The sequence below is a fragment of the Mesorhizobium sp. LNHC209A00 genome (genome assembly GCF_000502915.1).
In the GTDB taxonomy this organism is placed as follows: domain Bacteria; phylum Pseudomonadota; class Alphaproteobacteria; order Rhizobiales; family Rhizobiaceae; genus Mesorhizobium.
Genome location: NZ_AYWT01000003.1, coordinates 665794 through 686366, shown reverse-complemented (window position 1 = coordinate 686366; position 20573 = coordinate 665794). Strand labels below are relative to the sequence as shown.

At 64.1% G+C, this 20573-nt stretch carries 25 protein-coding genes and 1 tRNA gene; 10 read left to right on the top strand and 16 right to left on the bottom strand.

Annotated elements, in window-relative coordinates; genetic code table 11:
• Nucleotides 1–211: 211 nt before the first annotated feature.
• From X739_RS1000000169235 to X739_RS155085, 4 genes are all read right to left on the bottom strand, one after another.
• Entirely contained in the window at nt 212–553 is a 342-nt protein-coding gene (locus X739_RS1000000169235; RefSeq protein ID WP_023794293.1) for a VOC family protein, read from the bottom strand.
• A 145-nt stretch (nt 554–698) separates the two neighbouring features.
• Nucleotides 699–938, bottom strand: a complete 240-nt coding sequence (locus tag X739_RS1000000169230; RefSeq protein WP_156939839.1) for a hypothetical protein — start codon at nt 936–938, stop codon at nt 699–701.
• A 223-nt stretch (nt 939–1161) separates the two neighbouring features.
• Nucleotides 1162–1413 carry a hypothetical protein gene (locus X739_RS1000000169225; protein WP_156939837.1) on the bottom strand — a complete coding sequence of 84 codons (252 nt, stop codon included), beginning with the start codon at nt 1411–1413 and terminating at the stop codon, nt 1162–1164.
• Between the two features lie 591 nt (nt 1414–2004).
• Nucleotides 2005–2080, bottom strand: a tRNA-Ile gene (locus X739_RS155085).
• A 133-nt stretch (nt 2081–2213) separates the two neighbouring features.
• On the opposite strand from X739_RS155085, the gene X739_RS155090 reads away from it, so the two are divergent.
• Nucleotides 2214–2924, top strand: coding sequence for an SIMPL domain-containing protein (locus X739_RS155090; protein ID WP_023794287.1), 711 nt, complete (start codon nt 2214–2216; stop codon nt 2922–2924).
• Between the two features lie 160 nt (nt 2925–3084).
• Here the strand turns inward: X739_RS155090 and X739_RS155095 are convergent, their stop codons facing one another.
• Together X739_RS155095 and X739_RS155100 are read right to left on the bottom strand one after the other, a co-directional pair.
• The gene (locus X739_RS155095) at nt 3085–3441 is read right to left on the bottom strand and encodes a hypothetical protein (protein ID WP_023770116.1); all 357 of its coding nucleotides are present in this window, start codon (nt 3439–3441) and stop codon (nt 3085–3087) included.
• Nucleotides 3442–3738: 297 nt separating this feature from the next.
• Complete coding sequence (locus tag X739_RS155100) at nt 3739–4260, bottom strand: YcgN family cysteine cluster protein (protein WP_023794285.1); 522 nt, start codon at nt 4258–4260, stop codon at nt 3739–3741.
• A gap of 197 nt (nt 4261–4457) precedes the next feature.
• Between X739_RS155100 and X739_RS155105 the strand changes: the two genes are divergently transcribed.
• Nucleotides 4458–6605, top strand: a complete 2148-nt coding sequence (locus tag X739_RS155105; RefSeq protein ID WP_023794283.1) for an OmpA family protein — start codon at nt 4458–4460, stop codon at nt 6603–6605.
• A gap of 259 nt (nt 6606–6864) precedes the next feature.
• Nucleotides 6865–6999: a hypothetical protein gene (locus X739_RS1000000171140; protein WP_023794280.1), complete on the top strand. Its 135-nt coding sequence runs from the start codon at nt 6865–6867 to the stop codon at nt 6997–6999.
• Here X739_RS1000000171140 and X739_RS155110 read toward each other — a convergent pair.
• From X739_RS155110 to X739_RS155120, 3 genes are all read right to left on the bottom strand, one after another.
• Complete coding sequence (locus X739_RS155110) at nt 6993–7859, bottom strand: NAD(P)-dependent oxidoreductase (protein ID WP_023794278.1); 867 nt, start codon at nt 7857–7859, stop codon at nt 6993–6995. The genes X739_RS1000000171140 and X739_RS155110 overlap by 7 nt on opposite strands.
• Before the next feature lie 444 nt (nt 7860–8303).
• A complete protein-coding gene (locus X739_RS155115) occupies nt 8304–8990 on the bottom strand; it encodes a helix-turn-helix transcriptional regulator (protein ID WP_023794276.1) in 687 nt (228 codons plus the stop codon).
• Nucleotides 8991–8998: 8 nt separating this feature from the next.
• The gene (locus X739_RS155120) at nt 8999–9871 is read right to left on the bottom strand and encodes a S1C family serine protease (RefSeq protein ID WP_023770124.1); all 873 of its coding nucleotides are present in this window, start codon (nt 9869–9871) and stop codon (nt 8999–9001) included.
• 168 nt (nt 9872–10039) lie between these two features.
• Here X739_RS155120 and X739_RS155125 point away from each other — a divergent pair, with 168 nt between their 5' ends.
• Nucleotides 10040–10990 (top strand): trypsin-like peptidase domain-containing protein, encoded by a 951-nt coding sequence (locus X739_RS155125; protein ID WP_023770125.1) that lies wholly within the window; start codon nt 10040–10042, stop codon nt 10988–10990.
• 9 nt (nt 10991–10999) lie between these two features.
• Here X739_RS155125 and X739_RS155130 read toward each other — a convergent pair whose 3' ends face one another.
• Nucleotides 11000–11425, bottom strand: a complete 426-nt coding sequence (locus X739_RS155130) for a VOC family protein (protein WP_023770126.1) — start codon at nt 11423–11425, stop codon at nt 11000–11002.
• Nucleotides 11426–11491: 66 nt separating this feature from the next.
• Between X739_RS155130 and X739_RS155135 the strand changes: the two genes are divergently transcribed.
• Nucleotides 11492–12085: a TetR/AcrR family transcriptional regulator gene (locus X739_RS155135; protein WP_023770127.1), complete on the top strand. Its 594-nt coding sequence runs from the start codon at nt 11492–11494 to the stop codon at nt 12083–12085.
• Nucleotides 12086–12184: 99 nt separating this feature from the next.
• On the opposite strand, the gene fabF is transcribed toward X739_RS155135, so the two are convergent.
• Together fabF and X739_RS155145 are read right to left on the bottom strand one after the other, a co-directional pair.
• Nucleotides 12185–13453: a beta-ketoacyl-ACP synthase II gene (gene fabF, locus X739_RS155140; RefSeq protein ID WP_023794272.1), complete on the bottom strand. Its 1269-nt coding sequence runs from the start codon at nt 13451–13453 to the stop codon at nt 12185–12187.
• Between the two features lie 71 nt (nt 13454–13524).
• Entirely contained in the window at nt 13525–14106 is a 582-nt protein-coding gene (locus X739_RS155145) for a TetR/AcrR family transcriptional regulator (protein ID WP_023794270.1), read from the bottom strand.
• A 175-nt stretch (nt 14107–14281) separates the two neighbouring features.
• Between X739_RS155145 and X739_RS1000000169930 the strand changes: the two genes are divergently transcribed.
• Nucleotides 14282–14380 (top strand): hypothetical protein, encoded by a 99-nt coding sequence (locus X739_RS1000000169930; RefSeq protein WP_023770130.1) that lies wholly within the window; start codon nt 14282–14284, stop codon nt 14378–14380.
• A gap of 21 nt (nt 14381–14401) precedes the next feature.
• On the opposite strand, the gene X739_RS155150 is transcribed toward X739_RS1000000169930, so the two are convergent.
• The gene (locus X739_RS155150; protein WP_023770131.1) at nt 14402–15364 is read right to left on the bottom strand and encodes a LysR family transcriptional regulator; all 963 of its coding nucleotides are present in this window, start codon (nt 15362–15364) and stop codon (nt 14402–14404) included.
• Between the two features lie 107 nt (nt 15365–15471).
• On the opposite strand from X739_RS155150, the gene X739_RS155155 reads away from it, so the two are divergent.
• The gene (locus X739_RS155155) at nt 15472–16107 is read left to right on the top strand and encodes an FMN-dependent NADH-azoreductase (RefSeq protein ID WP_023770132.1); all 636 of its coding nucleotides are present in this window, start codon (nt 15472–15474) and stop codon (nt 16105–16107) included.
• A 227-nt stretch (nt 16108–16334) separates the two neighbouring features.
• Here X739_RS155155 and X739_RS155160 read toward each other — a convergent pair whose 3' ends face one another.
• Both X739_RS155160 and X739_RS155165 read right to left on the bottom strand, forming a co-directional pair.
• On the bottom strand, nt 16335–16634 hold the full coding sequence (locus X739_RS155160) for an AzlD family protein (protein ID WP_023794267.1): 300 nt from the start codon (nt 16632–16634) through the stop codon (nt 16335–16337).
• Nucleotides 16631–17365: an AzlC family ABC transporter permease gene (locus X739_RS155165; RefSeq protein WP_023770134.1), complete on the bottom strand. Its 735-nt coding sequence runs from the start codon at nt 17363–17365 to the stop codon at nt 16631–16633. The genes X739_RS155160 and X739_RS155165 overlap by 4 nt, the downstream gene beginning before the upstream one ends.
• Nucleotides 17366–17534: 169 nt before the next feature.
• On the opposite strand from X739_RS155165, the gene X739_RS155170 reads away from it, so the two are divergent.
• Nucleotides 17535–17993, top strand: a complete 459-nt coding sequence (locus X739_RS155170; protein ID WP_023770135.1) for an Lrp/AsnC family transcriptional regulator — start codon at nt 17535–17537, stop codon at nt 17991–17993.
• 28 nt (nt 17994–18021) lie between these two features.
• Here X739_RS155170 and X739_RS155175 read toward each other — a convergent pair whose 3' ends face one another.
• Complete coding sequence (locus tag X739_RS155175) at nt 18022–18945, bottom strand: LysR family transcriptional regulator (RefSeq protein ID WP_023770136.1); 924 nt, start codon at nt 18943–18945, stop codon at nt 18022–18024.
• Between the two features lie 126 nt (nt 18946–19071).
• Here X739_RS155175 and X739_RS155180 point away from each other — a divergent pair, with 126 nt between their 5' ends.
• Both X739_RS155180 and X739_RS155185 read left to right on the top strand, forming a co-directional pair.
• Complete coding sequence (locus tag X739_RS155180) at nt 19072–19590, top strand: cupin domain-containing protein (protein ID WP_023770137.1); 519 nt, start codon at nt 19072–19074, stop codon at nt 19588–19590.
• 15 nt (nt 19591–19605) lie between these two features.
• On the top strand, nt 19606–20523 hold the full coding sequence (locus X739_RS155185; RefSeq protein WP_023770138.1) for an alpha/beta hydrolase fold domain-containing protein: 918 nt from the start codon (nt 19606–19608) through the stop codon (nt 20521–20523).
• The last annotated feature ends 50 nt before the right edge of the window (nt 20524–20573 follow it).

Sequence of the window (20573 nt, the reverse complement as noted above, 5' to 3'; positions counted from 1 at the left end):
GCTCCTGGTGACGGTTCGCTCGCAGGCGGGCCTTGAATCGGCGCGGAGGAGCTTGGGAACGACGCCATCGATGCAGAAGAATCTCTGCGGCGATCCGATCAGACCAAGGGTATACCTCCGTCGCGGTCACAACAAAGCGCTCGATATCAGCTTTCGACCAAAGCAGACCACAACCCTCGCAGTCTGAATGCCAGTTGCAGCGCTAAGCCTGTCATTCCTTATGTTCACGGACGAATATCTTGCGGCCTTCAGGGTCGTTCACGATCATACGACGCATACCGGCGACGGGATCAATGTCCCGCGACAGCGGAACTCCGGCTTCCAATACCTTCGCACGAACATGGTCAAGATCGGCAACGTGCAGTCCAACCATGACTCCCGGAGAGGCGACATCTTCGCCCGGATAGATTTCCAGAACCAGACTCTCGCTGGCGCAGGCCAAGTGCAGTGGGCCAGTCCCGTGCTGTTCGGAAAGGAAATCGAGACCGAGCAGACGATAGACTTTGGCGGTGCGTTCGATGTCCTGGGCGAAAAATGTTACAAAGGTGATCATGAGCACTGGTCCAATTCTGCAATGCTAGCTTAGCCGAGTCTCGATGCCCTGATCGGTCACAAGGATACGGCCAACGGGTATAGAAGGAGCGCAGAGACCGCAATGGCCGCCCCGGCTTGCGACAGCACGGGATCAACCCACAACCTCAGGATAGACAGCACAAAAGGCGCCGAAAACTGCCCCAGAAGCCTGCAGCCACTGCATCTGCGATTAGGCGTCCTTGTTCGCGGATTCCAACCGTGTCTCGCACCAAAGCGAACACCAGAGGGAGAACGTGGCTCAGTGACATGCCGGCCAGAACAAAAAACAGCAGCGACATCGACGTTCCACCTGAGGCAGTTAAACCAGCAACACTCAACAAGGACATTGTCAGCGCAATTGCCATGTGTTTTTCCGGGTTCCCGATGCGGGCACGGGCTGGACGAAAACCAACGGCACCCATGACATGCCCAAACACATAAATGGCTGTCCCTTGCCCGCTGCCGATCGGGAACCCAGCAGGCGCATACTGACGTGAGACAGTTCAAAATAGAGGAGAATATGGACAGCCATATGGCCTGCAACGATGGCCAACAGAGGAATCGCCCTAAGGCCACGCTTGGCTTCTGTCAAAATTTGGACTTGGGCTGACGGCGTGGCCTTTTGCTTGGCGCCCTTGCGCACCAGCATAAAGAAAGGGAGATGACAGCCGGCACGCCAAAAAGCGCGTAGACAGCATTCGCGTTGGTGGTTGCTATCCTGGCGGCCAAGGCCGCCAGGATCAGGCCGTAGGAGCTGGTTGCCATATTCAGGTAAGAGAGCAACCAGTTCGACGTCGGCTTGTCGTAGTCTTTGATCGCCAAAGCGTTGAAACCCGTCATGATGAGGGCAACTGACAGGCCCTGCCCAGCCCTCGCGAGGAGTGCCTGTGCCCCATGCGAGGCAAGCCCATCGCATAATCCACTGAGGGAAAACCCTAGGACCCCAAGGCGCAACAAGCCTGGCAAGACAGACAAGAGCAAGGTGCGCAAGGAAGCGATTGTCGTCGAACTGCCTCTGCTCCCGGAACTCGAGGATGGGCTTTCCTTCGCCCCGGCCGGCAACCTGACATTCTCGTCACCGAGTATGGTCGGCCTTTCTCGGAAAACGGCCTTGGTAGCAAGTTGCGCCAACGGTGCGACGAAGCGGGGCTCCCGGGCTGCAGCGCCCACGGGGTCCGCAAGGCAGGCGCCACCGTTGCCGCCGAAAACGGTGCCACGCATGAACAGCTGAAGGCGATTTACGGCTGGACCACGTATCAGCAGCCCGATCACTACATCCGCAAGGCACGCCGCCGGATAGTGGCGCAGTCTGCCCGGACGCTTCTGGTATTCGATCGAAACGAGAACGAAATGTCCCACTTTTGGAGGGTGGAAGAGAGTGGGACAAAAAAGTACAAAAAACCCAATTAAAGCAACGGAAGCGAAAGCCAATGGTGGGCCCGGAGGGACTCGAACCCCCAACCAAGCGGTTATGAGCCGCCGGCTCTAACCATTGAGCTACAGGCCCCACGCGGGCTGGATTAATGTTTTTCGCATCCCGGCACAAGGCTTTCCCGGCGGGCTTTCGCAGATCGCCCAAATCAACCCATAATCGCGCTCTACGCGACCCTGCGACTTGATCGCAGACCAAGGAGATTTTCATGACCAGACATCTGTTGCCCCTCGCGCTCGCCGCTGCAATCGCTTTTCCGGCGATGGCTGGAGCCACCGATCTGCCGACGCCGCCCCGCATCATTGTGTCCGGCGAGGGGGAAGCAACCGTGGCCCCAGATCTGGCGGTGCTGACGCTCAGCGTCATGCGCGAAGCCAAGACGGCGCGCGCCGCGCTCGACGCCAACAATGATGCCATGGCCGCCGTGATCGCCGCGATGAAGGCCGCCGGCATCAAGGATCGCGACCTGCAGACCGCGGGCATCCAGATCAACCCCCGCTACAATTACACCAACAAGCCGGACGGCGGCCAGGAGGCCGAACTCGTCGCCTATCAGGTGACCAACACGCTGTCGGTGCGCGTGCGCGACGTCGACAAGACAGGCGAGATCCTCGACAAGGCGGTGTCGCTCGGCGTCAACCAGGGCGGCGGCATCGCCTTCACCAACGACAATCCGGCGGCCACCGTCACCGAGGCCCGAAAGAAGGCTGTCGCCGACGCCATGGCCAAGGCCAAGACGCTGGCCGAGGCGGCCGGGGTCAGCCTGGGCCGGGTGCTCGAGATCACCGATCAGAACATCAGGCCGGCGCCGATGCCTATCAACGCCAAGGCATTCGACGCCGCGGCCGGCGCGGCGCCGGTACAGGCCGGCGAGAATGCCTACAATGTCCAGGTTACCGTTACCTTCGAACTGAAGTAGGCGGCGCTGGACGCCGTGGCCGAGCATTGCTTGGCCACGGACCTGCTAATGAGAGACCACAGCGGACATTCAAAAACCCCGCGGAATCGCTCCCGCGGGGTTTGGGGCCACTTGTTTCCGAGAAAGGGGCTCCATCTTCATGGTTTCAGGCCGAAAAACTTCAGCGATTGATGACCGGGCAACCGCGCTCGTTGGCGAACACGATGACGACGCGGTCGCCGTACTGACGGCCCATCACCTTGACCACGCGGCGGTTGACATCGACGATGCGGGCACGGTGCAGCCCCATGCGCTCGGCCTTGTCGAGAGCGCGGTCCGGCGAGCAGCCACGGCGCCAGTCGTCGCGGCGCTCGTCCCGGCGGTGGCGATAGCCGTCGTCGCCGGCATAGACGCCGAAGCGCGGATCCTGGTTGTTGCCGAAGCCAAGATAGAGGCTGTCGGCATGGGCGGGCATGGCCGCCAGCGTGCCGAGGCCGACCAGAGCCGAAAGCGCCGCCGTCTTGATGGTGGTGTACATGGTTGTCTCTCCTTGTTGCGGGCTTGCGCCCTCCTCGTGAAACCGATGGCGGGAGAATGCACCGGCCTGTCTGAACTATTTACGAACTGCCCGTTCATCTGCGGTTCATGTGGCGCCGCACGGGCAAAGCGGCCGAATTTGCAAATCTCTCGCCGGCCAAATCCCTCGCCGGCCAAATCCCTTGCCGGCCAATCCCTTGCCGGCCAATCCCTTGCCGGCATTCACAATTATCGCGCCAAGCGTCTTGCCCTCGCACGGTTCCCGACAGGCAAACTCCTGACGGTTTACTGTCGCGCGTCAGGGCTCGTCGTCGAGCATATAGTCAAAATAGTCTTCCGGCTCGGCCAGGTCGGTCTCGCTCGCCTTGACCCGGCCGCGCATGGAAATGCCGGCCTCATGCACGGTCTCGGCATTGCCCGAGACCAACCGATGCCACCAGTAGAGGTCGCGGCCCTCGGCCACCAGCCGGTAGGCGCAGGNCTCGGCATTGCCCGAGACCAACCGATGCCACCAGTAGAGGTCGCGGCCCTCGGCCACCAGCCGGTAGGCGCAGGTGCTGGGCAGCCAGCTGATGGCGCGCACATTCTGCGGCGTCAGGCCGACGCAATCGGGAACGCGCGCCAGCCGGTTGGCATAGTCCGCACAGCGGCAGCTCTCGGCGTCGAACAGCCGGCAGCCGACGCTGGTCCAGTAGATTTCACCGGTGTCCTCGTCCTCGAGCTTGGACAGGCAGCACTTGCCGCAGCCGTCGCAGAGCGATTCCCACTCGGTGGGGCTCATCTCTTCCAGCGTCTTGGTCTTCCAGAACGGGGTTTCCATTCCCGGCATGTGGCCCCAGCCGCGGCCAAGGTCAAGCGCGGCAACAGCCGCAATGAGGCTGCTAGCGGGCCGAATGACATGAAGTTGCCTTCAAAAAGTCGGCCAATAGCCCTGTACGGCCCCTAACGATGGGCAGCTGGAACCAATTTCGTTAAAAGCGGTTTCGGCAAGGATGGGACCCCACAAGGAGAATTTCGATGAAACGCCAACCACGGATTCTGGCAGGCACAGCACTTGGCCTGTTGATGGCGTCCGCGCCGTTAGGCGCGTCCCCGCTTCAGGGGACAGCCGCGTTCGGCCCCATGCAACCCGGGGGGACACCGCAGATCGTCCTGGCGCAGGACACGCCCACTGACCAGAGCGACCAAGAACTGCCTCGCAAGAAGAAGCGCGAGCAGCAACAGCAGACCCAACAGGCGCCCGCCGCCGAGCAGCCCGCGCCTGCGGCCGAGGAGCAGCAGCCCCGCAGGAAGAAGCGCGACCAGCAGCAGCAGACCGAGCAGGCCCCCGCCGGAGAGGCGGCACCCGCAACCGACGAGCAGCAGCCCCGCAGGAAGAAGCGCGACCAGCAGCAGCAGACCGAGCAGGCCCCCGCCGGAGAGGCGGCACCCGCCACCGACGAGCAGCAGCCACGCAGGAAGAAGCGCGACCAGCAGCAGCAGGCCGAGCAGGCCCCCGCCGGCGAGGCGGCACCCGCAACCGACGAGCAGCAGCCACGCAGGAAGAAGCGCGACCAGCAGCAGCAGACAGAGCAGGCCCCCGCCGGCGAGGCAGCCCCTGCCAACGACAACCAGCCGACCAAGCCTGGCAGGAAACACAAGCTGGACCAGCAGAAAGAGGCGCCGGCCGCCATGCCGGAGACCGCTCCGACACCGAAGCAGGCTCCTGCCGGCGAAGCGACGCCGAAGGTTGAATCCGCTCCCGCCGGCGAGCAGGCTCCCGCCCAGGGCGAGCAACCTCAGGACAAGACGAAGAAGCACGGCAGGAAACCGGCTGGCGAACAGCCGGCGAATGGCGAGCAGCCCGCGACCGGCCAACAGCCGGCGACGGGAGAGCAGCCCGCTACCGGTGGGTCCGCTACCGATGGGAAGGCCGCGCCTGTCCAGGGCGAAAACCCGGTTCAGGGCGAAGCACCCGCCGACAAGAATGCCGCCCCCATCCTCGATAGCCAGAAGGATGCCAGGCGCAAGGGTCGTGGCGAGAACGGCCGGAACCCAGCCAACCAGCCCGCCAACCAGCCCGCCAACCAGAATGGCGAAGAGCAGAACGGTGGACAGCAAAATGGTGGGCAAAACGCCCAGCAGGGCGGTGACCAGGGCCGGAAGCCGGTAGTGGCGCCGGTGGATCAGGGTCCGCCTCCAACCGACGACAGGGCAGCCCAGGAGGCGATCAAGACGGAAAAAATCGTCCCGGTGACGCAGGAGAAGGGCAAGCGGCTCGAGCGCGCGCCTGACGAGAACATCCGTGACCGCCGCAGGCCCAAGGGCGTCGACGTCCTCAAGGAGATCGGCGACCGGGTGATCGTCCAGTTCAACGACCAGACGTTCGTCCAGAGCAACGATCGCCCGCGCCTGACCCGCGGCGCCAAGGATGTCTACTACGAGGACCTGCCGCAAGGCCGCACGCGCGAGACGGTCGAGCGCGACAATGGCTTCCGGATCGTCACCATACGCAACCGCTACGGCGACATCCTGCAGCGGTCGCGCATCGCACCCGACGGTCGGGAATATGTGCTGAGCTATGTCGACGAGCGCAGCTATCAGGACGAAGAGGACTGGCGCGATCCCGGCGATGATCTGCCGCCGATGCGGCTGACCATCCCGCGCCGGGACTACATCCTAGATTCCGAGGATGTCGAAAGCCCCGACGACTACTACACCTTCCTCGAACAGCCGCCGGTGGAGAAAGTGCAGCGTCTCTACTCGATCAACGAGGTCAAGCGTTCGGCTCGCGTGCGTGACATTGCACGGCGCATCGATCTCGACACGCTGAACTTCGAATTCGGCTCGTCCTCGATCTCCGACACCGAGGTGCAGAAGCTCCAGGGTGTCGCCGACGCCATGGAGAAGCTGTTGAAAAAGAACCCGGCCGAGACCTTCCTGATCGAGGGGCACACCGACGCCGTCGGCACGCCCGAGGCAAACCTTGCTCTGTCGGACCGTCGCGCCGAAGCCGTCGCCGAAGCGCTGACCAACGCCTTCGGCATCCCGCCCGAGAACCTGACGACACAGGGCTATGGCGAGGAGTATCTGAAGGTCGATACCTCGGCGCCCAACCGTGAGAACCGGCGCGTCGCCATCCGCCGCATCACCTCGCTTGTGGCGCCGGTGGCGAGCAACAACTGACCTGCGTTTCCAGCCACTTGTAGTGATTCCTGGAATCAGATCGGCAACAACGTCCCATCCCGGTCAACCGGGATGGGATTGAATCACCGGGGTTCGCACCCCAGATTCCTGACTGGGCGTTCCCTGCCCCGTCCCGACTCCAGCGGGACGCATTGAGCCCCGCCGGCCCTCTCCGGCGGGGTTTTTTGCTTTCAGATCCACCGTGCAAACCGTGCCCTGCTGGCCGAAATACGTGCTCAACGAAGGACGAGGCGACTTGATGCCTACGGAAGAAAACGGCGATCAGAAGCTTGAGCAGCTTCGTCGGGCAATCGATGAGCGCGACCAGTCAGGTGAACCGGAGCTCGAGTCGTTTTTTGAAAGCGAGCGGCGGCAGCAGGATTCCCTTCAGTAGATGTTCTTGATCTTGCTGTCCGTCCTGGCAAACACCTCATCCGGCACAAAAAAGTCTCCGGCCAGCGGTCCGGTTGCGTCAGGCGCATAGACCGAGAAATCGCTGAGGCCCTCGGCGCGCAGCACCTCTTCGTCGATATAGAAATTGCCTGATGCCACGCGCGACGGCCGCATGAAGATCGCATGCGCGGCATCGGCCATGATGTCGGGCGACCGGCTCATCGCCGCCACCGTGGCTCCGCCCAGAAGGTTGCGCACCGCGGCCGTGTCGATGGTCGAGATCGGCCACAGCGAATTGACCGCGATGCCATCCCTGGCGAATTCCGCGCTCATGCCCAGCGTGCACATCGACATGCCGAATTTGGCCATCGTGTAGGCGACATGGTTCTTGAACCATTTGGCCTTCATGTCGAGCGGCGGCGCCAGATTCAGGATGTGAGGGTTTTTCGCCAACTTCAGGTGTGGAATGCACATTTTGGACACGAGGAAGGTGCCGCGCGTGTTGATCTGATGCATCAGATCGTAGCGCTTCATGTCGGTTTCCAGCGTGCCGGTGAGCTGGATGGCGCTGGCATTGTTGACGCAGATATCGATGCCGCCGAATTTCTCGACGGTTCTGCCGACCGCCTCGGCAACCTGCGCTTCCTCGCGGATGTCGCATAGCACCGGCAGTGCCTTGCCGCCGGCCTGCTCGATCTCTTCAGCGGCGCTGTAGATCGTTCCCGGCAGCTTCGGATGCGGCTCCGCCGTCTTGGCCGCGATCGTCACATTGGCCCCGTCGCGCGCGGCGCGTAACGCTATCGCCAGCCCGATGCCACGAGACCCGCCGGAGATAAACAGCGTCTTTCCGTTCAGCGACATCTTCCGGCTCCCTGCAATCTTTTCGTCGTCGCGATCCTTGCCCGCGCTGCAGCGGGATACAAGAGCCCGCGACAGGAAGCCATGGTGACGCAGCGGAGGCTGGCCAGGTTGGGAGCGCAAAACCTATTGGATTGGCAGCCCCGGTTTTTGCGCCAACCCTTCTTGAAACCACCATGGTGCTCGCGGGCAGCCGGTAGGATGAAGTCCTGGATCGCCTTGAACGCTTCCTGTGAACCGCCTTGTTCGAGACAATCGACTTCACCGGCGCGACCATGCAGCTGTCGCCCGGCAAGCCTTTCCGCGTTACGGCAAGGGGCGGCACCCGCGGCGCTGACCTTCGGCGACTGCATCGCCTACGCCACGGCACGGCTCGAAGCCGTGCCGCTGCTCTTCACGGGCGAAGACTTTCGGCTGACCGACACTGAAGCCGCGATCTGATCAATGTCAGACCAGAACCAGCCCCTGCCGCATCGCGATGGCGATGGCGTCCGTACGATTGGCGGCACCGAGCTTGATCAGGATCGCGGCGACATGGAACTTCGCCGTGTGGACGGAGATGTTGAGCCGCCGCGCGATCACCTTGTTGGGCGCCCCTTCGGCCAGCAGCGCCAGCACTTCCGCCTCGCGCGGCGACAGCGCCGGCCGGGCGGCGGCGCCATCGTCGACCGTTTCCTCACCGAACAACCCGCTATGGCTTTCATCCCCATTGGCCGCATCGCCGCGGTCGAAATCGGCATGCCTATCCGGCACCGAACGCCCTTCGCCGGACACCCGGTAGCCGGCGGCGGCCAGCCTGACGGCAGCGGCGATCAAAGCTGCGTCCGCGGCCGACGGCAGCACCGCAAACACCTGGCCTTGCGGCCGGCCCGCGCGGTCCGAAAGCAGTACCTTTGGGGTCGTGATGCTGCCGACGCTGGCTCGATCGACCAAGGCCGCGCTGTTGGCGACGGCATCATCGATGATGGCGACATCGGCGACCCCGCCGGCGGCCACGACCGGCAGCAGATCGTCCGTCATGGCAAGCGAAGCCGACAAGCGCTCGGCGCGCGCGGCATCGCGCAGTGCGATCAGCACCACGAGCTGGCGTTCGCCGCGCGCCACGTCAGGCCTTGTCAGCGTGTCGCTTTCCATCCGTCCTCTCAGCTCAGCGGCTTTTCACCGATGGTCAGCACGACGTCGCGCTGTTCGCCGCCGCGCACGACACCCAGCTTCACCGAAACACCGGCGCTGTCGGGCCCGAGCCGACGGATCAGGTCTCGCGGACCATGCACGGCCTCGCCGTTCCATGCCACGATGATGTCGCCGAGCGTGAGGCCAGCGGCTTTGGCCGGACCATTGTCGTCGAGGCTCATCACCATTGCGCCACGCGCGTCGCGGTCGCGCACCGGATGCAGGCCGGCGCCGAGGTAACCGCGGGCGACATGGCCTTTTTCGCGCAGCGTCGCCACCGCGCGTTCGATCGTCTCATGCGGCATGACCAGCGCGCGGCCACGCGGGCCGAACAGAAGCATGCCGATCAGTGCGCCCTTGGCGTCCAGCACCGGGCCACCCTCGAAGCGGCCGCCGGCGCCGACAGCCAGGTTGATGCGCCGGTCGATGGTGCCGCCGCGCATCGAGCGCCAGGCCGGGCCGACTTCACCGACCGAGCCCGACACGGCCAGCACCGAGCCCTGGCTGCTGCCGATGGCTATGGCGATATTGCCTGGCCGAACGGGGCTGGCTCTATCGAGGACAGGCGCGGTGGCCGCATCCGCGGGCTTCAGCAGGGCGACGCCCGTCGAAGGATCGCGGCCGACCAGTTCGGCCTTCGCCGTCTCGCCGGAGGCCAGCGTCAATTCGATCTCCTCGCCGGCCTCGACGGCTTCCTCGGCGGTGACGAAATAGCCGTCGCCCCAGTGGAAGGCGCTCGCCGTGCGGTGATGATGCGTGGCGAAGCTTGCCGTTGTCGGCGTCGCCTTGGCGGCGATATCGGCGATGGCATCGGAAAATGCATTCAGATTGAAGTCGCTCATGATGATCTCCTGGGTTTTCTCCTGCCCCAGATATCGCTCGGCGGTACGCCAGGAGGTACTCGCCTGACGGCTAGTTGCGGGTTCGACTGGCCATCTGGTCAGGTCGCGGCGGTTCCGGCCGCTCCGCACATATAGTCACGATCAAGCCTGAAAACACGGAGCCCCCCAATGGCCCTCGCCGCGCCAAAATTCCAACCGGACGAGACATTGCTCGACGCCTATTCGACGACGGTTGCCGACGCGGTCGACCGCATCGGACCGGCCGTCTGCCGCATTGAGCGCATCGGGGGGCCGGGCGGCCATGGCTCGGGCTTCGTCATCGCGCCTGACGGGCTGGTCGTCACCAATTTCCATGTCGTCGGTGATGCCCGGACGGTACGCGTCTCGATGCCGGACGGCGCCTCCAGCGAGGGCCGCGTGCTCGGCCGCGACCCCGACACCGACATCGCCCTGGTGCGCGCTGACGGCAGCTTCGCCGACGTGGCGCCGCTTGGCGATTCCAAGCGGCTGCGGCGCGGCCAGATCGCGATTGCCATCGGCAATCCGCTGGGCTTCGAATGGACGGTCACCTCGGGCGTGGTCTCGGCGCTCGGCCGTTCGATGCGGGCTTCGACCGGCAGGCTAATCGACGACGTCATCCAGACCGACGCCGCGCTCAACCCCGGCAATTCCGGTGGTCCGCTGGTCTCGTCGGCCGGCGAGGTGATCGGCGTCAACACCGCCATGATCCATGGCGCGCAGGGCATTGCCTTCGCCGTCGCGTCCAACACCGCGAACTTTGTCATTTCGGAGATCATTCGCTTCGGCCGCGTGCGCCGCGCCTTCATTGGCGTCTCCGCCGACACGGTAAACCTGCCGCGGCGCGCGGCACTCTTGTCGCAGGTCTCGACCAGTACGGCGGTACGGCTGCGCAGCGTCGAGAAGGACGGCCCAGCAGCCAGGGCGGGTCTCAGGGAAGGCGACATCATCTCGGCAATAGACGGGCGCCCGGTGACCGGCGTCGACGACCTCGTGCGCATGCTGGACGCCGAGCGTATCGGCCGCGAGACGCTGTGCACCGTGGTGCGCCGCACCGGCGTCAGCCAGATGGCGGTGACCCCGGTGGCACGGGCGGGCTGAGCCTGCCATTCAAGCCCCCGCCGCGCCTTCCGCATACCGCGCCAGGAACTCTTCGCTGGGCGGGATCGGCTTGATGACGTCGATAAGCACGCCGTTGGGATCCCTGGTGATGAAGTGGCGCTGGCCGAAAGGCTCGTCGCGCAGCGTTCGCAGGATAGGCAGGCCGGCAGCAAGGATCCGGTCATGGACCGCATCGGGATCGCGGACCTCGAAATTGATCAGCAGCCCGGAGGTCCGCCCCCGCCCCTCCTCGGGGATCGTCTCGTGGTCGCCCTGGACGATGCCGAGATTGACGCGTTTGTTGTCCACCGACCGCAGATGCACGTACCAGTCGCTCTCAAACAGCGGCTGGAAACCGAAATGCCTGATATAGAAGGCCGCCGTGCCGGCGACATCGCCGGTCATCAGCACCGGATAGTAGCTCGTCGTCTTCATCTTTCCTTCTCCCGTCAATTAACATACAGTCTGCATGTAAATTGGAATAACATACAGGCTGCATGTATGCAACAGGGATCCGCGCGTCGTTCGAACCGCGATCGTACCGAGACGACGCGCGCCGAGCTGATCTCGGCGGCGCGCGAACTGTTCACGGAGAAATCCTATGCCGAGACCGGCACGCCGGAGATCGTTGCCGCCGCGGGCGTGACACGCGGCGCGCTGTACCACCATTTCGCCGACAAGCAGGCGCTTTTCGCCGCCGTGGTCGAACAGGAAGCCGCGGCGGTAGCGCGGGAGATTGACCGCGCCTCCCCGCCTTCGCTCAGCGCCCGCGATGCGCTGATTGCCGGTTCCGATGCCTATCTCACAGCCATGCGCGTGCCCGGCCGCACGCGGCTCTTGCTGCTCGACGGCCCCGCCGTGCTCGGCCGCGCTGAAATGGATGCCATCGACAACCGCCACGGCAACCGCTCGCTGCGCGAGGGCCTTGTCGCGGCGATGCGGACGCAGTCGATGAAAAGATTGCCGCCCGAAGCGCTGACCGCCCTGCTTGCCGCCGCCTTCGACCGCGCGGCGCTGGCCATCGAGGCCGGCGCGTCGGGCGAAGACTACCGTGCCGTCCTGACGGCGCTGATAGAGGGACTGTCGCCCGCCTGAAGTACATGGCGACATCGTCGCCCCGCACCCGGGCAATGACTGCACATTCGCGGGCATGCCACCGCCTGACCAGGACATCGCGATTGCCGCGAGCAGCGGCTAGTCCGTCCAGCGCCGGAACAATGCGCTGGCGTTCACGCCGCCAAAGCCGAAGCCATTGGAAATCGCGTAGTCCATCTCCATCGGCCGGGCGTGGTTTGCGACGAGGTCGATCCCGTCGCTTGCCGGATCGGGGGCGCTCAAATTGAGGGTTGGCGGTGCGACCTGGTCCCTGAGCGCCAGGACCGTGAAGATCGCCCCAAGCCCCCCGGCGGCGCCGAGCAGGTGTCCGGTCGCCGATTTCGTTGCACTGACGGCTATGCCGAAATCCACGCCAAAGACGCTTTTGATCGCCTCTATTTCCCCCGCATCGCCGACCGGCGTGGAGGTCGCGTGCGCGTTGAGGTGGCGGACCTCCCGTGCCGAAATACCGGCTTGTTTGATCGCCATTTCCATCGCCCGGCGCGCACCGTCGCCATCCTCCGGACCGGAGGTGATGTGATAAGCGTCCGCCGTCGTGCCGTAGCCGACGAGCTCGGCCAGCGGTTTGGCGCCGCGCGCAAGCGCATGGCTCAATGCCTCGATGACCAGGATTCCGGCGCCTTCGCCCATGACGAAACCGTCACGCAGCATGTCGAACGGACGGGACGCCTGATCGGGACGGTGATTGAAGGAGGTCGAAAGAGAGCGTGCCGCGGCAAAGCCGCCGAGGCTGACCGTATTGATGCAGGCTTCCGTTCCGCCGCAGACCGCGATGTCGGCCTCATTGGCGCGGATAAGACGCGCCGCATCGCCGATCGCCTGGATGCCGGCCGCGCAAGCCGTCACCGGAGCGCCGAGCGGACCCTTGAACCCATATCGGATCGAAATCTGTCCCGCCGCCATGTTCACCAGGAACGACGGCACCGTGAACGGTGAGAGACGCCGGACACCGCGCTGATCGACGGTTCGCACAGCCTCGGTTATCGCGGGAAATCCTCCGACGCCCGAGGCGATGATCGTCGCGGTGCGGGCCCTGTTATCGTCCGAAACCGGATTCCACCTGGCCTCCGCAAGCGCCTCTTCCGCGGCCGCAAGCGCGAACACAATGAAGCGATCGGCCTTGCGCTGTTCCTTGGCGGCCAGGACGGTGTTTGGATCGAAGCCACCTTCGGGATCCTGTTCGAGGGAAGGAACGATGCCGCCGATCTTCGCCGGCAGGTCTCCCACCATTTCGTCCGGAAGGCTCCGAATGCCCGAGCGGCCAGCCAGGAGCCGGGACCAGGAAGTCGCCGCATTGGCCCCAAGGGGGCTGACTGCTCCCATGCCTGTAACAACGATACGACGCATGTCTACTCCAGCTTCTGTTTGATAGGTTCGCCCGACGGCGCCGCGGGGACGCTCGATGGCGACCACCGCCTCTATCCTTGCGCGGCCGCAATTCGCCTGACTTCGCTGGCGGCGGCATCGAGAAAACGCTGCGATATCTCTTCATCTCTGAAGATGCGGGAGATCGTCACCGCCCCCACCATCAGCGACAGCATCGCCATGGTCTTGCGCTGGTTTCTCGGGCCTTCCGCGGCTGGCACCAATTCCTCGAGGACTTCAAGGTGAGCTGCGATCCCATCCTGGAAGGGGATCCTCACTTCCTCGCTTTGACGCGCCGCATCGGAACCAAGCGCCACGATCGGACAACCGTCGCTCTTCTCTTCGCGATGCCCGAGGGAAAGGTAGAGTTCGATAACGGCTTCTAGGGGATCAGGGCTCCCGGTAGCAACAGCCGACCATCTGCGGGTCGCGTGCTCCATCGCTCGCCTCGATGCCTGGGCTGCCAAGTCTTCCTTGGATTCGAACTGCTTGTAGAAGGCACCTTGGGTCAGCCCGGCACCCTTCATCAGATCCTTCAGCCCGATACCGTGAAAGCCGTGCTCTCGAAATAGGCGGCTTGCCGCGTTGATCACCGCTTCGCGATTTGCTTGTGCCTGCGCACGGCTGACCCGCATGTCATTCTTCCAGTTAGAATTTGAATGACATCTATAGCGAGGGTAGAGTTTGAATGCAATCTAACTTGAATCACTCACCTTCCGTGGCAGAGAAATGCAATGGCGAGGCAACCGGAACCGTCCAGTCCCGTTATGGCTGCTCACTCACTTGCGGGCTCGCATTCGGGTTGGACACATGAAAAAGACCTATGAGAAACCGACGCTGCACAAGCGCGGAAAATTGACCGCTCGTACGGCGCAGATCGTGGTTTCCGGGGTGACGCTGATCGAATGATTTTCGGCTGAGTTCCAGGATTCAGCCGCCGGCGTTCGCATCGCCGTCGGTCTCCGGCTCCTCTTCGGGCACCTCGCCCGGCTCGAACTCGTTGAAGCAGCCGAGCCCGCGCTTGAACCGGTTGATCAGCCAGGCCGCCGCCGGCTTTGGGCTGCGATCGTTGCGGTGCATGGCAAACAGGGGCGAACTCACTTCCTTGTAGGGCTCGAGATCAAGTTCCACCAGGCGACCCGTGGCCAGGTCGTCGGCGATCAGCCAGCGCGGCAGCCCGCCCCAGCCGAGTCCCTCGCGCATCAATATGTGCTTGGTTCGCATGTCGGTCAGTCGCCAGGTGCGGTAGGCGAAGACGCCGTAATCGCGTCCCTTGGTGCGCTCGGACTGGTCGGTCACGACAAGCTGCGTATGCTCGCGCACATCCTCGAGCGCCACCGGCTTCGGCAGCAGGGCAAGCGGATGGTTGGGAGAGGCGGCCGGCACCAGCGACATGAAGCCGATGCGCACGAGATGCACGTCGACATCGCCCAGCAGGCCGCCAATGCCGAGATCGACCTGCCCGCTGACGACAAGATCGGGGATGAGGCCGAGCGTGCCGATATGCAGGCGCAGCATCACGGTCGGAAACCGCGCCTCGAATGCCTTGAGCACCCGCACCAGCACGGGGGAAGGCAATGATACGTCCACCGCCAGCGCCACCTCGGCCTCCAGCCCGTGGTGGTGCCCGTCGACGCGCGAGCGCATCCGCTGCAGCACGCCCACCATTCGCCGCGCGTCTTCCAGCATAGCCCGGCCGATCTCGGTCAGCTGCGGCTCGCGCGTGCCCTCGCGTTCGAAAAGCTTCAGCCCGAGCTGCGCCTCGAGATTGGCGATTCCGTAGCTGATGACCGATTGCGCGCGGTTGAGCTTGCGGCCGGCTGCCGAGAAACTGCCGGTGTCGGCAACGGCGACAAGGATCTGGAGCTGGTCGAGGGTCGGGTTGGGCTGCATCATTGTATCTACTTTATGGATGGATCATATCGAAAATATACCAGTTTATCTGGTAGGTCGATGCCCCATATATGGCGGGACAATTCATTCCACTGGAGAGACCCGCTATGTCCATTCTTCTCGTTACCTCAAGCCCCCGCGGCGCTGCCTCGCACTCGACCCGCATCGCCACCGAGTTCGCCCAGAAGCTTCTCGCCGCCGACCCGTCGAACACGCTTGTCGTGCGTGACCTCGTCGCCAACCCGCTGCCGCACATCGATGCCGACTATGCGACCGGCATCTACACGCCGGCCGATGCCCGCACCCCGCGCCAGGCTGAAGTGGTGGGCGTTTCCGATGTCGTGCTCGACGAGTTGTTTGCCGCCGACACGGTGATCTTGGCCACCGGCTTCATCAACTTCAACATCTCCTCGACGCTGAAGTCCTGGGTCGATCACGTCGCCCGCTCCGGCAAGAGCTTTGCCTATGGCGAGAACGGCCCCAAGGGTCTCGTGACCGGCAAGAAGGTCTACATCGTGCTGGCTTCCGGCGGCATCTATTCCGAAGGTGCGGCCGTGCAGTTCGATCACGCCGTCCCCTACCTGCGCAGCGTGCTTGGTTTTATCGGCATGACCGACGTCGACGTCATCCGCATCGAGGGCGTCGCCAAGGGACCTGACGCGGTCACCGAAGCACTCGCCAAGGCGACCGCCAAGGTAGATGCCGTTGTGGCCAGGACGCGCGACGTCGCCGCGGCCGCGTAGGGCACGGCGTCATCCCGCATCGAAGGCAGGCGCCCCGCGCCTGCCTTTCTTTTTTATCGAGTGTCCTAGCGTCCGCCTGGAACTCGGACAGCGGCGGCGAGCGGATTCGTTAGCGCCGGGTCAGCATGTTTTTCTGGCACCGGACCTGCTCCAGCTCCATCTGTTCAACGCCATGGGTCGACGTCCATGGTCCAGTAAACTCGGACGCCCATCGGCTTTGTTGGACGCTACCCAATGAAATGCCTGAGCAGGCCCGCGGCGCCCACCCCGATCAGCACGGTTGGCAGCATGGAAAGCCGTGTCGCGGCGACCAAGGTGATGGCCAATGCCGCGAGATCAGCGGGATTGCGCGACACGAAGGCCGGCGCGATGACAGAGATCAGCACGCAGCCGGGCGCTGCCTCCATCACCGCCGTGGCGCGGGGACTGAGCACGCGGTTGCGCAGCACGACATAGCCGCCGATCCGCGTCAGATAGGTGACCCCGGCCATCAGCACGATCGTGAAAAGGGTCGCCATGTCGATCATGCGTCACCTGCCATCAGCCAGGCCGCGACCAGCCCCGACACGGCACCTGCCGCGACATACCAAGCGCCGGGAACGAGGAGATATACGAGCGCGGCGACGACAAGGCTTACAAGCCAGGGCCGCGCCGCCGCGACGCCCTTCCACATGCCGCGCATCAGCACCAGGAAGACGGCAGGAAACGCCATGTCGAAACCATAGGTCTCTACATCGCCCAGCATCGGGCCGAGCAAAGCGCCGAGCGTGGTGAAGGCCACCCAGGTCAGATACATGGCCAGCGCCGCGCCCATGTAATAGCGCGGGCTGAAGGCCGGCGCGATGCCGGCCTCGGCGCGCTGTTTGGCGTCGGCAAGGCCCAGCGCCCAGCTTTCGTCGCATAGGAAGAACAGCGCCGGAAACACTTTGCGCCGCGGCAGATCGCGCAGGAACGGCGCGAGCGCCGCTCCCATCAGCAGATGGCGGCTGTTGACCAGGAAGGTGATGGCGACGATGAGCAGGATGTGCGGCGGCGACGTCCACAACTGGATCGCCGCGAATTCCGAGCCGCCGGCGAAGTTCAGCCCAGTCATCGTGGACAACTCGACCGTGCTCAGCCCTTTCTGCACGGCCTGGGCGCCAAGCACCAGCGCATAGGGGATGGTGCCGAGCAGCACCGGCGCGCAGGACGCCACGCCACGGCGAAACTCCGATCTCGAACCGTTGCCCACCGACTCGACTGCCTGTGAAATGCTCATGTCCTGCCATTGGGCGGCCTCACAGCCGCCTGCTTGCGTTTGAAAATCTCGTGATGTCAGGGGCAAAACATACCTACACCTCGACGCAATTGGGTTGCGAAGATTGTTGTCTTTCGTCAGATTTTGGCATTCACTGTTACGAAGCCACAGGAAAATGGAATTCGACGCCATGAAGCTCGACGACATCGACAAACGCATCCTGCGGGCGTTGCAGCGAGACGGCCGCATGGCCAATAATGATCTGGCCAAGGAGGTCGGCCTATCGCCCTCGCCTTGCCTGCGGCGCGTCAAGCTCCTGGAGGAAGCCGGTATCATCGACCGCTACGTCGCCGTGATCAATCCGGCCAGCATCGGCAAGGGCCTCACCTTTTTCACCCGCATCTGGCTGAAGGCACAGGACGAGGACACGATCGAACATTTCGCCACCGAGGTCGCCAAGCTGCCGCAAGTGATGGAGTGCTATCTCATGCTCGGCGACTGCGACGCCATGGTGCGTGTGGTGGCCGCCGGCATCGATGACTACCGGCGCTTCCAGTCAGAGCATCTGAGCCGCATCAAGGGCGTGCAGAACGTCAAGACCGACGTACCGAGCCAGACGATCAAATATACGTCGGAACTGCCGATCTGATCCTCGAAAATCCCGCGCCGAGGCGGCATCAACCCGTCGCCACGATGCCGCCTTGCCAATGCTCGTTAGGGACGGAAACCTCGCGCATGAAATCCACGAAGCTGCGCACGGTCTGCGACAGCTCGCGCTTGCTCGGAAACAGCAGATTGACCTCGACCGGAGCGATGTCCCAATCGGTGAGCAGCGGAACGAGACGCCCTTCGGCGAAGTCGTCCGCACAGAGATAGGTGGAAAGCACGCCCAGGCCCGCGCCGTTGCGAACCAGTTGGTGGATGGTCAGCGCATCGTTGACGCTGACCCGGTTGTGCACATCAACCGTGGCCATCTCACCGCCCCGGTAGAAATGCCAGGTCCGCGTGCGGCCGTCGCCTCGGGGCATTTCGATGCATTCATGGGTGGACAGATCGGCCGGCGTGAGCGGCGTGCCATGCCGGCTGAGATAGCCGGGCGCGGCAGCGAGGCAGCGCCGCACACTGCCCAGGCGCGTCGCCACCAGTGCGGAATCCGGCAGCGGGCCCATACGGATCGCCACATCGACCCGCTCGGCGACAAGATCGAGGTCGCGGCTGGTCAGATCGAGCGCGACGTCGACATGGGGAAACCGGGCGAGGAACGCCGGCAGATGCCGGGACAAGACATTGATGCCGAAACCGATGCCGGCGCTGACCCGCAGCAGACCGCGTGGCTCGCCCGCGAGGCTCTCGACATAGGTCACCGTCTCGTCGATCCGCGACATCAGCTCGACGCAACGCGTCCGCAACGCGTCTCCGGCCGCGGTCAGGATCACCGCGCGGGTGGTGCGCTGGAACAGCCGTGCGCCCAGCTGCTGCTCCAGCCGGGCAATGTTTCGGCTGACTGTCGACTTTGGCAGGCCGAGTACGCGGCCAGCCGCCGAAAAGCTGCTGGTCGCCGCCACTCTTTCGAAGACGCGCAAATCGTTGAGATCGATCATGGGGGCGACTGTTCCATCCGTGGGACAGTGAGTCCAGCCGGTCGAACGAGCTTTTTGGTGCTTTGGCGCCTGCCAGCAGCTACCACTGACAAGGGCTGGAAACCTCGCCGACCCTGGAGATCAGACATGCTTGAGTTCACCATCCCCGCCGACGATCCCAACCGCCAGATGTCGATTGTTGATCCCGACGATCCGTCGCTCCAGCATCTGGCCATAGTGGGCGACACCTACACCATCCTGCTGTCCGGCACGCAGACCGCCGGGCGCTTCTGCCTCATCGACATGAAGGTTCCCGATGGCGGCGGCCCCGGTCCCCACCGGCATGATTTCGAGGAGACGTTTCATCTTCTGGAAGGCGAGATCGAGTTCACCTTTCGTGGCCAGAAAAGCGTGGCCAAGGCAGGCATGACGGTGAACATCCCGGCCAACGCCCCGCATTCGTTCAAGAATGTCTCGGGCGCGGACGTCCGCATGCTGTGTATGTGCGCGCCGGCGGGACAGGAAGAGTTCTTTGCCAGCGTTGGTACACCGGTCGGGAGCCGCACCGCTCCGGCACCGAAACTCAGCCCGGCGGAATTCGGCGCCTTCCTCGGCAAGGCAGCAGCGCTCGCGCCGCAATTCCGCACCGAGCTTCTGAAGCCATAATCCTGACAGGCCGTCATGAGCTTCGAAATCCACCCCGAGGACGAGCGCGACCGCGCCGTCATGCTGGCGATGCGCGACATGCTGGCGACGCTGCCGGCGCTGGAGTTCGCGCCGGCGTCACGGCCGGTCTTCGAAGATCTGATGCAGCACACGCCTGTCGCCGACGGCATCAGTTTCGAGACAGGGACCGTCGGCGCGGTATCGGGCGTCTGGTGCCGGCCAATGGCCGGTGCCGCGCGCGCCGCGATCCTCTACCTCCATGGCGGCGCCTACGTGCTCGGCTCCGCCATCGGTCACCGCAACTTCGTCAGCCAGATCGTGCAACGCGCCGGCGCGCCGGCCTTCATTCCCGACTACCGGCTGGCGCCGGAGCACGGTTTTCCGGCCGCCATAGACGACGCGCTCAGCGTATTCACCGGTCTTTGCGACATGGGCTATGACGCGACCGCGATTGCCGGCGACTCGGCCGGCGGCGGCCTTGCGCTGTCGTTGCTGGCGCTGGTGGCGGCCAGGGCCAGAAAGGGCGCCGGCGTCATGCCGCGTTGCGCGGTGCTGATGTCGCCATGGATCGATCTTGCGCTGGCAGGCGGCTCGATGCTGACGAGAGCGGAAACCGATCCGCTGGTGAAACGCGACGAACTGAAAAAGGCAGCCGATCTCTATCTCAAAGGCACCGATCCAACCGATCCCCGCGCCTCACCGCTCTATCAGCCCCTGGGCGGACTGCCGCCGCTACTGGTCCATGTCGGAGACGACGAGATCCTGCTCGACGATTCACGCCGCGCGGTCGAGGCGGCGTCGAGCGCCGGCGGCGAGGCGGCGCTGCATATCTGGGAAGGCATGACGCACGTCTTCCCCTCTAACCTTGCGCAGTTGCAGGCGGCACGCCAGGCCATCGACATGGTCGGTGCCTTCATCCGCCAGCATCTCTAGATTTGGCTGTATGGATCGCAGGCCCTAAAAAAAATCGATCTGAAAATGTC